Origin of the sequence: Streptomyces sp. DH24, assembly GCF_029813775.1 — a bacterium.
In the GTDB taxonomy this organism is placed as follows: domain Bacteria; phylum Actinomycetota; class Actinomycetes; order Streptomycetales; family Streptomycetaceae; genus Streptomyces.
In genome coordinates, this window is the sequence record NZ_JARVKW010000001.1 from 276,400 (window position 1) to 290,978 (window position 14,579).

The window sequence follows — 14,579 nt, forward strand, 5'->3', positions numbered from 1 at the left end:
GATGACTACCGACACCACCACCAAGGGCTCCGCCCCCGGCGTCACGCCCGGCGAGACCGTGCTCGACGCCCGCGGCGTCACGATGCGCTTCGGCGGCCTCACCGCCGTACGGAACGTCGACCTCACCGTCAACAGCGGCGAGATCGTCGGCCTCATCGGGCCCAACGGCGCCGGCAAGACGACCTTCTTCAACTGCCTGACGGGCCTCTACATCCCCACCGAGGGCGAGGTCCGCTACAAGGGCAACGTCCTGCCGCCCAAGTCCTTCAAGGTCACCGCGGCCGGCATCGCCCGCACCTTCCAGAACATCCGGCTGTTCGCCAACATGACGGTCCTGGAGAACGTGCTCGTGGGCCGTCACACCCGCACCAAGGAGGGCCTCTGGTCCGCCCTGCTGCGCGGTCCCGGCTTCCACCGGGCCGAGGCGGCCTCACGCGCCCGCGCCATGGAGCTCCTCGACTTCGTGGGCCTCGCCGACAAGGCCGAACACCTCGCCCGCAACCTCCCCTACGGCGAGCAGCGCAAGCTGGAGATCGCCCGGGCGCTGGCGAGCGAGCCGGGGCTGCTGCTGCTGGACGAGCCCACGGCCGGCATGAACCCGCAGGAGACCCGGACCACCGAGGAACTCGTGTTCGCCATCCGGGACCAGGGCATCGCCGTCCTCGTCATCGAGCACGACATGCGGTTCATCTTCAACCTCTGCGACCGCGTCGCGGTCCTCGTCCAGGGCGAGAAGCTGGTGGAGGGCGACTCCGCGACCGTGCAGGGCGACGAGCGCGTCGTCGCCGCCTACCTCGGCGAGCCCTTCGAGGACGCCCCCGGCGGCGAGGAGGCCGCCGAGGTCGAGGCCGCCGAGGCGAACGCCGACAACAACTCGGACGCCGCGCCCGGCAAGGAGAACGACCGATGACCGCACTGCTCGAAGTCGAGGACCTGCGGGTCGCCTACGGCAAGATCGAGGCCGTCAAGGGCATCTCCTTCACCGTCGAGGCCGGCCAGGTCGTCACCCTCATCGGCACCAACGGCGCCGGCAAGACGACGACCCTGCGCACGCTGTCCGGTCTGCTCAAGCCGGTCGGCGGCCAGATCCGGTTCAACGGCAAGTCGCTGAAGAAGTTCCCGGCGCACGAGATCGTCTCGCTGGGACTCGCCCACTCCCCCGAGGGGCGGCACATCTTCCCGCGCATGACGATCGAGGACAACCTGCGCCTCGGTGCCTTCCTGCGCAACGACAAGCCGGGCATCGAACGGGACATCCAGCACGCCTACGAGCTGTTCCCCATCCTCGGGGAGCGCCGGAAGCAGGCCGCGGGCACCCTGTCCGGCGGTGAGCAGCAGATGCTGGCCATGGGCCGGGCGCTGATGTCCCAGCCGAAGCTGCTGATGCTGGACGAGCCGTCGATGGGCCTGTCCCCGATCATGATGCAGAAGATCATGGCGACGATCGCCGAGCTGAAGTCCCAGGGCACGACGATCCTGTTGGTCGAGCAGAACGCCCAGGCCGCCCTGTCGCTGGCCGACCAGGGCCACGTCATGGAGGTCGGCAACATCGTGCTGTCCGGCTCCGGGCAGGACCTGCTGCACGACGAGTCGGTGCGCAAGGCGTACCTCGGCGAGGACTGAGCACCCCGCCCCGCACGACGACGCGGCCCGCGCCCCCGGTTTCCGGGGAGCGCGGGCCGCGTCGTCGTGTCGTCGGTCGTGCGGGCGGGTCCTAGTCGCCGGACTTCGAGGACTTCTTCTCCTCGCTGTCCTGGATGACCGCCTCGGCGACCTGCTGCATCGACATCCGGCGGTCCATCGAGGTCTTCTGGATCCAGCGGAAGGCCGCCGGCTCCGTCAGGCCGTACTCGGTCTGCAGGATCGACTTCGCGCGGTCGACCAGCTTGCGGGTCTCCAGCCGCTGGGAGAGGTCGGCGACCTCCTTCTCCAGCTCCTTCAGCTGCGTGTAGCGGGAGACGGCCATCTCGATCGCCGGGACGACGTCGCTCTTGCTGAACGGCTTCACCAGGTAGGCCATGGCGCCGGCGTCCCGCGCGCGCTCCACGAGGTCGCGCTGCGAGAAGGCGGTGAGCATGAGGACCGGCGCGATGGACTCCTCGGTGATCTTCTCGGCCGCGGAGATGCCGTCGAGCCTGGGCATCTTCACGTCCAGGATCACGAGGTCCGGCTTGTGCTCGCGGGCGAGCTCGACGGCCTGCTCGCCGTCACCGGCCTCGGCGACGACGGTGTACCCCTCTTCTTCGAGCATTTCTTTCAGGTCGAGTCGGATCAGCGCCTCGTCCTCCGCGATGACGACTCGGGTCGTCACCGGAGGAACGTGCGACTTGTCGTCGTCGGGCACGTCTACGGGCTGGGGCGACTCGGCGGTCACAGGGGCTCCTCGTTCGGGGCAGGGGTACTGCTGACAAGAGCCTACCTAGCTACGGTAAGGTGGACGCGCGGAGGGTCCCGGGAAACCTTGGATTCTTCGAGCCCCGGTAGCCCAATTGGCAGCAGGCAACGGATTCAAAACCCGTACAGTGTCGGTTCGAGTCCGACCCGGGGCACTTTTCCTGCGATTCCAAGGTCACCGCTCAATGGGTGGACATACCGCGGAGGGCCCCTCTTCCGAGGGGCCCTTTTTTGTTGCCGACCCGCTATTCGGGACGGCGGCTCTCGCCCATGTGGTGCACGTGGACCAGATTGGTCGAGCCGGAGACGCCGGGCGGGGAGCCCGCCGTGATGACGACCGTGTCGCCCTTTTGGCACCGGCCGTATTCCAGGAGCAGTTCGTCGACCTGGTCGACCATGGCGTCCGTGGAATCCACGTGCGGGCCGAGGAACGTCTCCACGCCCCAGGTGAGGCTGAGTTGGGAACGGGTCGCCGGGTCCGGGGTGAAGGCCAGCACCGGGATCGGCGAGCGGTAGCGGGACAGCCGGCGGGCCGTGTCGCCGGACTGGGTGAAGGCCACCAGGAACTTCGCGCCGAGGAAGTCGCCCATCTCGGCCGCGGCGCGGGCCACCGCGCCGGCCTGCGTGCGGGGCTTGTTGCGCTCGGTCAGCGGCGGGAGGCCCTTCGCCAGCATGTCCTCCTCGGCGGCCTCGACGATGCGGGCCATGGTGCGGACGGTCTCCACGACGTACTTGCCGACGCTGGTCTCGCCGGACAGCATCACCGCGTCCGCGCCGTCGAGCACCGCGTTCGCCACGTCGCTCGCCTCGGCCCTGGTGGGGCGGGAGTTGTCGATCATCGAGTCGAGCATCTGCGTGGCGACGATGACCGGCTTGGCGTTCCGCTTCGCCAGTTTGACCGCGCGCTTCTGGACGACCGGCACCTGCTCCAGGGGCATTTCGACGCCGAGGTCGCCGCGGGCCACCATGATGCCGTCGAAGGCGGCGACGATCTCCTCGACGTTGTCGACCGCCTGCGGCTTCTCGACCTTGGCGACGACCGGGAGGCGGCGGCCCTCCTCGTCCATGATGCGGTGGACGTCCTCGATGTCGCGGCCGCTGCGCACGAAGGACAGCGCGACGACGTCGAAGCCGGTGCGCAGGGCCCAGCGCAGGTCGGCCTCGTCCTTGTCGGAGAGGGCGGGGACGGAGACGGCCACGCCGGGCAGGTTGAGGCCCTTGTGGTCGGAGACCACGCCGCCCTCGATCACGGTGGTGCGGACACGGGGACCGTCGACGCCGGTGACCTCCAGGCACACCTTGCCGTCGTCGACGAGGACGCGTTCGCCGGGGGTGACGTCGCCCGCGAGGCCCCGGTAGGTGGTGCCGCAGCCGTGGCGGTCGCCCTCGGCGCCCTCCTCGACGGTGATGGTGAAGGTGTCGCCGCGTTCAAGCAGTACGGGGCCTTCGGCGAAGCGGCCGAGCCTGATCTTCGGGCCCTGAAGGTCGGCGAGCACACCGACGCTGCGTCCGCACTCGTCGGCGGCCTTGCGGACCCGCCGGTAGCGCTCCTCGTGCTCGGCGTGGCCGCCGTGGCTGAGGTTGAAGCGGGCGACGTCCATTCCGGCCTCGACCAGGGCTTTGATCTGGTCGTACGAGTCGGTGGCGGGGCCCAGGGTACAAACGATTTTCGCTCGGCGCATGAATCGAGCCTAGGCCTTACCGCCCGGTAGGCCATTGGCCGTGTATGACTACTCAACGAGCTTTGCGTGAAGGGTTGTTGACAAGTGTTGAATTGTGCACCGGGGTGCTCCGATGAGCATTCCGGTGGGCTTCTCGATGCGTGCTGACGACCTGGAATTCAGACATTCGCGCGGTGAATTACCGGAATGGGCGACTTCCCGCATACGCGCTCCGCACCGTTCCTCAGAGGCTCGGCGGTGCCATGGTGAAGCGGGCGTCGACCTCGGCGTGGACGTGCTGGCGCCGGGGTTCGAGATCGAGGGGGGCCGCCGCGTCCTCGGTGGCCGCCGCGTACGACAGGGAGCGCATGCGGCCGGCCGGCGGGTGGGCCGGGGCCCCGTCGGCGCCGGAGTCGGCGAGTTCGACGAGCGCGGTCAGGGTCGTGCCGAGCGCCTCGGCGTACTCGCGGGCGCGCTGCACCGCCGCGCGCACCGCCTGCTGCCGGGCCTGCCGGTGGGCGGGCGAGTCGGGGCGCAGCGCCCACCAGGGGCCGTCGACGCCGGTGAGGTCCAGGTCGGCGAGGCGCGTGGTGAGTTCGCCGAGGGCGGTGAAGTCGGTGAGTTCCGCGATGAGGTGGACGGAGCCGTGGTAGGTCCGGACGCGTTCGCTGCGGCCGTGCCTGGCCGGTTCGGGCGCGATGCTGAAGACGCCGGTCTCCAGGCGTTCCACCGCGTCGCCGCAGGACTTCACGAGGTCCAGGACGGTGGCGTTGCGGCGGGTGAGGTCGTCGAGGGTGCCCCGGCGGTCGCGGCCGCGGGCCTGGACGGTGATGCCGATGCGGGCGATCTCCGGGTCGACCTCCAGGTGGGCCTCGCCGCGGACGGCGATGCGCGGGGCGTCGGGGGTGCCGTAGGGCACGGCGGGCGGCGCGGCGGCGTCGGACGGGGTGTCAGGAGTGGCCATACGCCCCACTCTGTCACCCCTTCGTCCGCTGCGGACCCCGTCCGACGGCGGTGTGGTCACCGGATCGAAACCTGCCGGGCCTGTTGCCGCCCGTCATGCGCGGGTCAGAATCTACGCGCGTTGTCGAATGTCCCCGAGGAGAACCACATGCCGCTGAACCGCCGCACATTCCTGGAGAAGTCCGCCGTGGCCGGGGCGGGGGTGGCGCTGGCCGGCGCGGCGGGGGCTCCGGCTGCCGCGGCCGCCGAGACGTCCGCCGCGGCGCGCGAGAAGCGGTACTCGCTGACCGTGATGGGCACGACCGACCTGCACGGGCACGTCTTCAACTGGGACTACTTCAAGGACGCGGAGTACTCGGACGCCAAGGGCAACGCGCAGGGCCTGGCCCGTGTCTCGACGCTGGTGAAGCAGGTCCGCGAGGAGCGGGGCCGCCGCAACACGCTGCTGCTCGACGCGGGCGACACGATTCAGGGCACGCCGCTGACGTACTACTACGCGAAGGTCGACCCGATCACCGCCGAGGGCGGTCCGGTGCACCCGATGGCGCAGGCGATGAACGCGATCGGGTACGACGCGGTGGCGCTCGGCAACCACGAGTTCAACTACGGCATCGAGACGCTGCGGAAGTTCGAGGAGCAGTGCGACTTCCCGCTGCTGGGCGCCAACGCCGTGGACGTGAAGACGCAGAAGCCGGCGTTCCCGCCGTACTTCATGAAGACGTTCCGGGTGCCGGGCGCGCCGCCGGTGAAGGTGGCGGTGCTGGGGCTGACCAACCCGGGCATCGCGATCTGGGACAAGGCGTACGTGCAGGGCAGGCTGGAGTTCCCCGGTCTTGAGGAGCAGGCCGCGAAGTGGGTGCCCAGGCTGCGGTCGATGGGCGCCGACGTGGTCGTCGTGTCGGCGCACTCCGGTTCGTCGGGCACGTCGTCGTACGGTGACCAGCTGCCGCACGTGGAGAACGCCGCGGCGAACGTGGCGAAGCGGGTGCCGGGCATCGACGCGATCCTGGTCGGGCACGCGCACGTGGAGATCCCGGAGCTGAAGGTCGTCAACGAGCAGACCGGCAGGACGGTCGTGCTGTCCGAACCGCTGTGCTACGCCGAGCGGTTGACGCTGTTCGACATCGACCTGGTGTTCTCGAAGGGCCGCTGGGAGGTCGAGTCGGTCGCCGCCTCGCTGCTGAACGCGAACACCGTGGCCGACGACCCGGAGATCTCCGCGCTGCTGAACGACGAGCACGCGAAGGTCGTGGAGTACGTCAACCAGGTCGTCGGCACCGCGACGGCGCCGCTGACGACGGTCGAGGCGCGGTACAAGGACGCCCCGATCATCGACCTGATCACCAAGGTCCAGGAGGACGTGGTCAAGGAGGCGCTCGCGGGCACCGAGTACGCCGCGCTGCCGGTGCTGGCGCAGGCGTCGCCGTTCTCGCGGACGTCGGAGATCCCCGCGGGCGACGTGACGATCCGGGACCTGTCCAGCCTGTACGTGTACGACAACACGCTGGTCGCGAAGCTGATGACGGGCGCCCAGCTGCGGGCGTACCTGGAGTTCTCGGCGGAGTACTTCGTGCGGACGGCCCCGGACGCGCCGGTCGACGTGGCGAAGCTGACCAACGCCAACGGCCGGCCGGACTACAACTACGACTACGTGTCGGGCCTGTCGTACGACATCGACATCGCGCAGCCGGCCGGTTCGCGGATCAGGAACCTGACCTACGGCGGCGCCCCGCTGGCCGACGCGCAGGAGTTCGTGTTCGCGGTGAACAACTACCGGGCGAACGGCGGCGGCGCGTTCCCGCACGTGGCGACGGCGAAGGAGCTGTGGGCGGAGTCGACGGAGATCCGCACCCGGATCGCGGAGTGGGTGACCGCGAAGGGCGTGCTGGACCCGAAGGACTTCGCGTCGGTGGACTGGCGTCTGACGCGCGACGGCACTCCGGTGTTCTAGCCGCGCGGGTCGTCGCGGCACTGCCGGGTCCCGTCCGTGAGGGGATGAGCCTTCGAGGCTTCCTCACGGACGGGACCTGCCGCGTTCGTCCGTCCGCTACGCCTCCCGTACCCGCAACGCGCGGCCCAGGTCGTCCAGTTGGTCGGCCAGCTTGCGGCGCAGGGCGGGGATCGGTTCGCCCTCGTCCAGGCACCGCTGCCCGAGGCGCAGGTTCTCCGCGTCGACGGCGTGGGCGGGGAAGGCCCAGCGGCCGGCGGCCTCGGCGATGGCGGGGCCCCGGCGGGCGGCGACGGCGACGGCGTCCTCGTAGTAGCGCGGCACGTACGGGCGGACCAGGTCGGCCTGCTCGGGCTGCCAGAAGCCCTGGGCGGTGGCCGTGAACAGGTAGTTGGAGAGGGCGTCGGAGGCGAACATGGCCTCCCAGGCGCGGCTCTTGGCCGCCGCGTCGGGCAGCGCGGCGAGGCAGCGGGCGGCACCCTCCTGGCCGGCGGCGCTCGGGTCGCGTTCCCGTTCGGCGGCGATCGCGGCCTCGTCGGTGGCGCCGAGGACGGCGAGCCGGCCGAGGATGCGCCAGCGCAGCTCGGGGTCGAGCTCCGGGCCGCCGGGCACGATGCCGTCGGCGAGCCAGGCGGCGATGGTGTCGGGGTGGGCGGCGACGTCGATGCGGTGGCGCACGGCGATCAGCCGCAGACCGGGGTGGTCGCCGTCCTCGGTGCGGCGGATGAGGTCGCGGCACAGCTCGGACAGGGTGGCCAGCGCGGCGGGCCGCTGCTCGGGGCTCAGGTAGCGGTCGACGATCTGGGTGGAGGCGAAGGCGAGCACGCCCTGCACCAGGGCGAGGTCGGTCTCGCGCGGCAGGTGGGCGCGGGCGGCCTCCAGGTAGGCGGTGGGCGCCAGTTCGCCGTCGCGGACGGCGTCGCGCAGCGCGTTCCAGACGACCGCGCGGGTGAGCGGCTCGGGCACGCCTGACAGGGCGGCGCGGACGGTCGCGAAGGACTCGGGGTCGAAGCGGACCTTGGCGTAGGTGAGGTCGCCGTCGTTGAGCAGGAGCAGCGCGGGGCGCTTGCCGAGGGGCAGCGGCTCGGTCTGCGGCACGTCGAGGTCGAGGCGGCGGCGCAGGGCGAGCCGGCCGTCGTCGGTGAGGTCGCGGTCGTAGAGGCCGACGGCGATGCGGTGCGGGCGGCTGCCGGTGCGGTCGACGGTGAGGGCGAAGGTGCCGGCGTCGGCGGGGGTGACGCGCGGGGTGAGGGTGTCGACGCCGGTGGTGCGCAGCCAGGAGTCGGCCCAGGCGTGGACGTCGCGTTCGGTGGCGGAGGCGAGGGAGTCGATGAAGTCGGCGAGGGTGGCGTTGCCGAACTTGTGGCGGGCGAAGTGGGTGTTGATGCCGGCGAGGAAGTCCTTCTCGCCGAGCCAGGCGACGAGCTGGCGCAGCGCGGAGGCGCCCTTGGCGTAGGAGATGCCGTCGAAGTTGAGGAGGGCGGCGGCGGTGTCGCCGACGGCGTCGGGGGCGACGGGGTGGGTGGAGGGGCGCTGGTCGGCGTCGTACCCCCAGGCCTTGCGGACCATGCCGAAGTCGGTCCAGGTGTCGGTGAAGCGGGTCGCCTCGGTGAGGGTCTGGTAGCCCATGTACTCGGCGAAGGACTCGTTCAGCCAGATGTCGTCCCACCAGCGCAGGGTGACGAGGTCGCCGAACCACATGTGGGCCATCTCGTGGGCGACGACCATGGCGCGGGTCTGCCGCTCGGTGTCGGTGACGGCGGAGCGGTAGACGAACTCGTCGCGGAAGGTGACGAGTCCGGGGTTCTCCATGGCGCCCGCGTTGAACTCGGGGACGAACGCCTGGTCGTAGGAGTCGAAGGGGTAGGGCTCCTCGAACTTCTCGTGGTAGCGGTCGAAGCACCGCCGGGTGATGTCGAGGAGTTCGTCGGCGTCCGTGTCCAGGTACGGCGCGAGGGAGCGGCGGCAGTGCAGGCCGAAGGGCAGGCCGCGGTGTTCGGTGCGCACCGAGTGCCAGGGGCCGGCGGCGACGGCGACGAGGTAGGTGGAGACGAGCGGGGTGGGGGCGGCCTTCCAGCGGCCGTCGCCGAGGTGCTCGGTGGTGCTGTTGGCGAGGACGGTCCAGCCCTCGGGTGCCCTGACGGCCAGGTCGAACACGGCCTTGAGGTCGGGCTGGTCGAAGGCGGCGAAGACGCGCTGCACGTCGTCCATGAACAGCTGTGTGTAGACGTAGGTCTCGCCGTCGGAGGGGTCGGTGAAGCGGTGCATGCCCTCGCCGGTGCGGGAGTAGCGCATGGCCGCGTCGACGCGCAGGTCGTGCTCGCCGGGGGTGAGGTTCTTCAGCGGCAGCCGGTTGCCGTCCAGGGTGTCCGGGTCGAGGGGTTGTCCGTCGAGGGTGACGGAGCGCAGCTCGGCGGGCTTGACCTCGACGAAGGTGTCCGTGCCGGCCTCGTCCTCGCGGACGGTGAACCGGATCGTGGTGCGGGAGTCGAAGGTCTCGTCGCCGGTCGTCAGATCGAGTTCGATCGTGTAGCGGTGGACGTCGAGGAGCCTGGCACGGGTCTGCGCTTCGTCGCGCGTCAGTACGGACATGCACGACATGCTGCCTGATGCCGTGGGCCCGGCACAGGGGCGGATCGGTTCACGGGCTATGTCCGGTCCTTCTCCAGTTCCCCGGCGCGCTCCCGGCCCGGTTCCGCGACGAGGTCCGGGCCCGGCAGCTGGGGCGGGACGCGGGGGTCGGGGTGTGGCCGGGCGGTCGGCCGCGCGGGGCCGGTGCGGGCGCCGAGCAGGGCGCGCAGTTCGCCCACCTCCCGCTGGAGGGCGAGCTGCCGCTGGTGCGCGTCGTACAGGTAGCGGACCTTGGCGCGCAGGGCCGCCGGGTCGACGGGCTTGCCGACGACGTCGGCGACGCCGAGCCCGTGGGCGGCCTCGGCCAGCACGTGGTCCGGGCCGAAGCCGGTGAGCAGGACGACGGGGATGTGCCGGGTCTGTTCCAGGCGGCGCATGTAGCGCACCACGTCGAGACCGCTGATGCCGGGCATGCGCACGTCCAGCAGGACCAGCCCGACACGGCCGCGCAGCAGGTGCTTGAGCGCCTCGTCGCCGCTGGTGGCCCGGGCGAGCCGGCAGCCCAGCGGGGCCAGGGCGTTCTCCAGGGCGAAAAGGGTGCCCTCGTGATCGTCGACGATGAGGATTCCGGCATCCGACGGCATGACCCGACGTCCCTCCCTCCTGGCGGCCGGGTGGGCGACCAGTTTGGGCCCGAGGCTGACGCGGTGTGCTCGTCAGCTGACATGGAGTGCACAGCAGCATGCACCGTACGGGGCCGCCGTGTCACGCCCCGGGGACGTCCGGCCCGGGTCAGTCGGTCGCGGGGGCGGTGCCGTTCACGGTGTCGTCGGCGATGCGCTCGTGGTGGCGGATGACCTCGCCGATGATGAACCCCAGGAACTTCTCGGCGAAGGCGGGGTCGAGCTTGGCGCTCTCGGCGAGGGCACGCAGCCGGGCGATCTGGCGGGCCTCGCGGTCGGGGTCGGCGGGCGGCAACCGGTGCGCGGCCTTGAGGTGGCCGACCTGCTGGGTGCACTTGAACCGCTCGGCGAGCATGTGGACGACGGCCGCGTCGATGTTGTCGATGCTGTCGCGCAGCCGGTCGAGTTCCGCGCGGACGGCGGGGTCGACGGCGCCGGTGTTGCTGGTGGTCATGGTGGATCAGCGTACGGCCCGGCGGGAACGGCCCGCGCGCCGGTCGGCACCGTAGAGTGGGAGCGGGGCCAGGCGTCTTGGGGGTAAGGGCGTGGCGAACGACGGACCTGTCGAGCACGGCTACCCGCACCTGGAGACGGTGCGGGCCGCGATCACCGCGCTGTACCGGAGGCTGTCGTACGACACGATCCGGACGTTCGGGAGCAGTGTGGCCCCGGCGGACGTGGCGTTCTGCGACACCGACGACCTGTATCCGGGGGCGCAGCGGGTGGCGCGCGAACTGGTGCTGCACTACCGCCTGCCGGACGCCCGGCTGATCGTGAGCTTCCGCGGGATGACGCACGCGGCGAACGTCGAACTGGCCGCCGGTCCCGAGTACTTCGTCGAGCTGAACGACCGTTTCCGCGCCCACCGGCGGGACATCGGCGCGGCCCTGGCGCACGAGGTGACGCACGTGTACCTGCACCGCCTCGGGCTGTCCTTCCCGGGCACGCGGGACAACGAGATCCTCACGGACACGACGGCGGCCTACCTGGGCGCGGGATGGCTGCTGCTGGACGCCTACCGGGAGGACGCGGTGACGTCGCAGAAGCTCGGGTACCTCACCCCGGAGGAGTTCGGCTACGTCCTCGCCAAGCGGGCCCTGGTGTTCGGCGAGGACCCGTCGGTGTGGTTCACCAGCCCGCAGGCCTACACGGCGTACACGAAGGGCCTGGAGCTGGCCCGGCACGACGGGCGGCAGCCACCGCTGACGGCGGCCGGCTGGGCGGGCCGGCGCCGCTACGCCCGGGACCGCCGGCACGCCCAGGACGAGCACGCCGACGCCGCTGCGCCCGGCGTGCCCTACTCCTTCGCCCCGCAGACCGGCGGTCAGCTGCGGGTCTCCTTCCCCTGCCCGACGTGCCACCAGCGGATCCGGGTGCCGGTGCGCGGGCGGCTGCGGGCCCGGTGCGCGCTGTGCCGGACGGTGCTGGAGTGCGACACCTAGGGCGCGGCGGACACCGGCCGGGACCCGGCGAGGGTGCGCTCCCTCGGCTACGGGCCGACGATGCCCCGGGCGCGGGCTGCCGCCAGCCACTGCGGGAACTCGGCGACCAGCCGGTCGTACAGCTCGGCGTCGGAGACCTGGCGCGGGTCGGGGCCCGCGTGGAAGAAGCCCGCGTTGTCGACGATCCGCCTGGCGGGGACGGGGAGTTCGTCGAGTCGGCGCAGGAAGTCGAACTGCTTGCTGTCCGGGTCGCCGAAGCCGACGAACTGCCAGAAGAGGGGGAGCTTCGCCGCCTTGCACAGATAGCGCTCGGCTGCGGGGCGGCTGATGGGGCCGCCGTCGGTCTGGAAGACGACGAGGGCGGGCGCGGTGGAGCCGCTGTCGAGGTAGTGGTCGATGACGGCGTCCATCGCCAGGTGGTAGCTGGTCCTGCCCATGTGCCCGAGACCGGCCACGATCCGCTCGACGCGCCCCTGGTGGCCGGCGAGCGAGATGTCGGTGACCGCGTCGACGTCCGTGGAGAAGAACACCACGGGGACGACGCCGTCGTCGTCCAGGTGCGCCGACAGCCCGAGGACCCGGTCGGCGAGCGCCTGCACGGTGCCGTCGTCGTAGTACGGCCTCATGGAGCCGGAGTAGTCGACGACGAGGTAGACCGCGGCGCGCAGGCCGTCGAGGCCGTGCTTGCGGAGCGACAGCCCGGCGGTCTTGTACAGACTCACCAGCGCGGGCGCGGTCTCCTCCACCTTGCGCAGGCTGATCGCCGTCATCCGGTTCCCCCCTCGCCGACCGTGACCGGGTGCCGAGGGTACGGCACGGCGGCCCCGGCTTTCGCTTCGTCCACAGCTGTTCGTTATTTTGTTCGCCGCCGACCCCACCGGCTCACCGTCCGTCCCAGCCCTGCGAGGAGCCGGCCCGTGGATCCCGAGTCCGCCGTCACCACCTGCTACCGCCATCCCGAGGTGGAGTGCTACGTCCGCTGCACGCGCTGCGAGCGGTTCATCTGCCCGGGCTGCATGCGCGAGGCGGCCGTCGGCCACCAGTGCCCGGAGTGCGTGAGGGAGGGCTCGCGGTCGGTGCGGCAGGCCCGCACCGTGGTCGGCGGCCGGATCTCGACCGTGCCCGTCGTGACCTACGTCCTCATCGCGCTGAACGTCGTCGCCTACCTCGCGGAGGTGGTGCGTCCGGAGATCGTGGACCGGTTCGCGATGGTCGGCGCCCGGCTGGTCGGGCCGGACGGGGGCCGCTACGTGTACCAGCCGGGGTTCCCGGCGGACTTCCACGCCGAGGGCGTCGCCGCGGGTGAGTGGTACCGGATGCTCACCAGCGCCTTCCTGCACCTGGAGCCGACGGAGGGCACGTTCGGGCTCGCGCACGTCGTGCTGAACATGCTCGCGCTGTGGCAGCTCGGCCGGGTCGTGGAGATCCAGCTGGGCCGGGTCCGTTACCTGGCGCTGTACCTGCTGGCGGCGCTGGGCGGCGCGGTGCTGGAACTGCTCGCCGCCGACGCCGGGCAGGTCTTCCTGGGCGCCTCGGGCGGGATCTTCGGCCTGGGCGCCGCCTACTACGTGCTGGCCCGCCGCGTCGGCGCCGACATGGCCGCCGTCAACCGGTTCATGGCGTTCCTGCTGCTGTGGCTGCTGCTGTCGGCCGGGCTCACGTCCTGGCAGGGACACCTGGGCGGACTGCTGGCGGGCGGCGCGGTGGCGTTCGCGTACGCCTACGCGCCCCGGGACGGGCGCCGGGTGTTCGTGCAGGCGGGGGCCGGTCTGGCGCTGCTGGCGCTGTTCGTGGTCCTGACGGTGGCCAAGGTGAGTGAACTGACCGGCGGAGGTGCCCCCCAGTGAAGCGTTCCGGTGTGGTGTGGCTCGCGGCCGTACCCGTGGTCGCGACGGCGGCCGTGTACCTGCTGGGGCCGGGCGGGTCCGGCGACGCGCCGGCGGGCCCCGCCGTGTCGGCCTCCCCCAACGCCCGCGAGGCGGCCAAGGAGCGCGCCGAGTCGGAGCGGGCCAAGGACGACGCGCTGGTCGCGAGCCGCCCGCCGGGCCTGGCCGACCCGGCGAAGAAGGAGCTCGCCCAGCAGATCCTGGCGAGCGCCGAGAACTCGACGCTGCGCTGGCGCGAGACCTACGGCTCCATCGAGGACCTCGGCGACGGCGTCGGCTACACCGCCGGCATCGCCGGCTTCTGCACCGGCACCCACGACCTGCTCACCCTCGTCGAGAGCTACACCGCGGACCACCCGGACAACGGCCTGGCCGCCTACCTGCCCGCGCTGCGCGCGGTCGACGGCACGGACTCCCACGAAGGGCTGGACCCGGGCTTCACGGCCGCCTGGCAGGCCGAGTCGCGGAAACCGGCGTTCCGCGCCGCCCAGGAGGCCGAGCGCGACCGGGTCTACTTCGACCCGGCGGTCCGCATGGCCAAGCTCGACGGCCTCGGCACGCTCGGCCAGTTCGTGTACTACGACGCGATGGTCTTCCACGGACCGGACGCGAGCCCCGAGGGCTTCTACGGCATGCGCGAGCAGGCCCTGCGCACGGCGAAGACACCGGGCGAGGGCGGCAACGAGAAGGCCTACCTGGAGGCGTTCCTCGACGTGCGCCGGGCCGCCATGCTGGCGAAGGAGCCGGGCGCCGACACCTCCCGCGTCGACACAGCCCAGCGCCGCTTCCTGCGCGAGGGCAACCTGACGCTGGACCCGCCGCTGACGTGGGCGGTGTACGGGGAGACGTACCGCATCCCCTGACCCCGCATCCCTTGACCCCGCATCCCTTGACCCCGCATCCCCTGACCGTCGTGGGGCAAAGCGGCGGCGCCTGCCAGGTCGTCCGGTCGGGGACAGAGAGGCAGGCGCCGTCAGTGTTCCGTACGCCGTTGTACGGGACGCTTATGAATGACCGTCAGGTCACCTTTG

The 14,579-nt window shown here is 71.5% G+C and carries 13 protein-coding genes and 1 tRNA gene; 7 read left to right on the forward strand and 7 right to left on the reverse strand.

The annotated features are described in order from the left end of the window. The first annotated feature begins 1 nt into the window (after position 1). Positions 2-910 carry an ABC transporter ATP-binding protein gene (locus QC282_RS01270; protein ID WP_279547244.1) on the forward strand — a complete coding sequence of 303 codons (909 nt, stop codon included), beginning with the start codon at positions 2-4 and terminating at the stop codon, positions 908-910. Continuing rightward, the gene (locus tag QC282_RS01275) at positions 907-1,623 is read left to right on the forward strand and encodes an ABC transporter ATP-binding protein (RefSeq protein ID WP_279547245.1); all 717 of its coding nucleotides are present in this window, start codon (positions 907-909) and stop codon (positions 1,621-1,623) included. Before QC282_RS01270 ends, QC282_RS01275 begins: the two co-directional genes overlap by 4 nt. 91 nt (positions 1,624-1,714) lie before the next feature. Here QC282_RS01275 and QC282_RS01280 read toward each other — a convergent pair whose 3' ends face one another. Next, positions 1,715-2,374: an ANTAR domain-containing response regulator gene (locus QC282_RS01280; RefSeq protein WP_279547246.1), complete on the reverse strand. Its 660-nt coding sequence runs from the start codon at positions 2,372-2,374 to the stop codon at positions 1,715-1,717. Between the two features lie 100 nt (positions 2,375-2,474). Here QC282_RS01280 and QC282_RS01285 point away from each other — a divergent pair. Continuing rightward, a tRNA-Leu gene (locus tag QC282_RS01285) sits at positions 2,475-2,549 on the forward strand. A 90-nt stretch (positions 2,550-2,639) separates the two neighbouring features. Here the strand turns inward: QC282_RS01285 and pyk are convergent. Together pyk and QC282_RS01295 are read right to left on the reverse strand one after the other, a co-directional pair. Further along, positions 2,640-4,076, reverse strand: coding sequence for a pyruvate kinase (gene pyk, locus QC282_RS01290; protein WP_279547247.1), 1,437 nt, complete (start codon positions 4,074-4,076; stop codon positions 2,640-2,642). Between the two features lie 223 nt (positions 4,077-4,299). Beyond that, positions 4,300-5,019 (reverse strand): SIMPL domain-containing protein, encoded by a 720-nt coding sequence (locus tag QC282_RS01295; RefSeq protein WP_279547248.1) that lies wholly within the window; start codon positions 5,017-5,019, stop codon positions 4,300-4,302. Between the two features lie 147 nt (positions 5,020-5,166). On the opposite strand from QC282_RS01295, the gene QC282_RS01300 reads away from it, so the two are divergent. After that, positions 5,167-6,969, forward strand: coding sequence for a bifunctional UDP-sugar hydrolase/5'-nucleotidase (locus tag QC282_RS01300; RefSeq protein ID WP_279547249.1), 1,803 nt, complete (start codon positions 5,167-5,169; stop codon positions 6,967-6,969). A gap of 96 nt (positions 6,970-7,065) precedes the next feature. Here QC282_RS01300 and pepN read toward each other — a convergent pair whose 3' ends face one another. The 3 genes from pepN to QC282_RS01315 all read right to left on the reverse strand — a co-directional run bounded on the left by pepN (position 7,066) and on the right by QC282_RS01315 (position 10,674). Then, positions 7,066-9,558 (reverse strand): aminopeptidase N, encoded by a 2,493-nt coding sequence (gene pepN / locus QC282_RS01305; protein WP_279547250.1) that lies wholly within the window; start codon positions 9,556-9,558, stop codon positions 7,066-7,068. Between the two features lie 56 nt (positions 9,559-9,614). Beyond that, the gene (locus QC282_RS01310) at positions 9,615-10,181 is read right to left on the reverse strand and encodes a response regulator (protein WP_279547251.1); all 567 of its coding nucleotides are present in this window, start codon (positions 10,179-10,181) and stop codon (positions 9,615-9,617) included. A gap of 148 nt (positions 10,182-10,329) precedes the next feature. Continuing rightward, positions 10,330-10,674, reverse strand: coding sequence for a chorismate mutase (locus QC282_RS01315; RefSeq protein WP_279547252.1), 345 nt, complete (start codon positions 10,672-10,674; stop codon positions 10,330-10,332). A gap of 91 nt (positions 10,675-10,765) precedes the next feature. On the opposite strand from QC282_RS01315, the gene QC282_RS01320 reads away from it, so the two are divergent. Beyond that, on the forward strand, positions 10,766-11,662 hold the full coding sequence (locus QC282_RS01320) for a hypothetical protein (RefSeq protein WP_279547253.1): 897 nt from the start codon (positions 10,766-10,768) through the stop codon (positions 11,660-11,662). Between the two features lie 47 nt (positions 11,663-11,709). On the opposite strand, the gene QC282_RS01325 is transcribed toward QC282_RS01320, so the two are convergent. After that, a complete protein-coding gene (locus QC282_RS01325) occupies positions 11,710-12,432 on the reverse strand; it encodes a VWA domain-containing protein (RefSeq protein WP_279547254.1) in 723 nt (240 codons plus the stop codon). A gap of 147 nt (positions 12,433-12,579) precedes the next feature. Between QC282_RS01325 and QC282_RS01330 the strand changes: the two genes are divergently transcribed. Both QC282_RS01330 and QC282_RS01335 read left to right on the forward strand, forming a co-directional pair. Then, positions 12,580-13,509 carry a rhomboid family intramembrane serine protease gene (locus QC282_RS01330; protein ID WP_279547255.1) on the forward strand — a complete coding sequence of 310 codons (930 nt, stop codon included), beginning with the start codon at positions 12,580-12,582 and terminating at the stop codon, positions 13,507-13,509. Further along, positions 13,506-14,411, forward strand: coding sequence for a chitosanase (locus tag QC282_RS01335; protein WP_279547256.1), 906 nt, complete (start codon positions 13,506-13,508; stop codon positions 14,409-14,411). The genes QC282_RS01330 and QC282_RS01335 overlap by 4 nt, the downstream gene beginning before the upstream one ends. Positions 14,412-14,579: the final 168 nt, after the last annotated feature.

Bases quoted from the DNA above. Each gene is read 5' to 3' on its own strand.
- pepN (WP_279547250.1), bottom strand. From the start codon at position 9,558: ATGTCCGTACTGACGCGCGACGAAGCGCAGACCCGTGCCAGGCTCCTC.
- pyk (WP_279547247.1), bottom strand. From the start codon at position 4,076: ATGCGCCGAGCGAAAATCGTTTGTACCCTGGGCCCCGCCACCGACTCG.
- QC282_RS01270 (WP_279547244.1), top strand. From the start codon at position 2: ATGACTACCGACACCACCACCAAGGGCTCCGCCCCCGGCGTCACGCCC.
- QC282_RS01295 (WP_279547248.1), bottom strand. From the start codon at position 5,019: ATGGCCACTCCTGACACCCCGTCCGACGCCGCCGCGCCGCCCGCCGTG.
- QC282_RS01325 (WP_279547254.1), bottom strand. From the start codon at position 12,432: ATGACGGCGATCAGCCTGCGCAAGGTGGAGGAGACCGCGCCCGCGCTG.
- QC282_RS01310 (WP_279547251.1), bottom strand. From the start codon at position 10,181: ATGCCGTCGGATGCCGGAATCCTCATCGTCGACGATCACGAGGGCACC.
- QC282_RS01315 (WP_279547252.1), bottom strand. From the start codon at position 10,674: ATGACCACCAGCAACACCGGCGCCGTCGACCCCGCCGTCCGCGCGGAA.
- QC282_RS01300 (WP_279547249.1), top strand. From the start codon at position 5,167: ATGCCGCTGAACCGCCGCACATTCCTGGAGAAGTCCGCCGTGGCCGGG.
- QC282_RS01275 (WP_279547245.1), top strand. From the start codon at position 907: ATGACCGCACTGCTCGAAGTCGAGGACCTGCGGGTCGCCTACGGCAAG.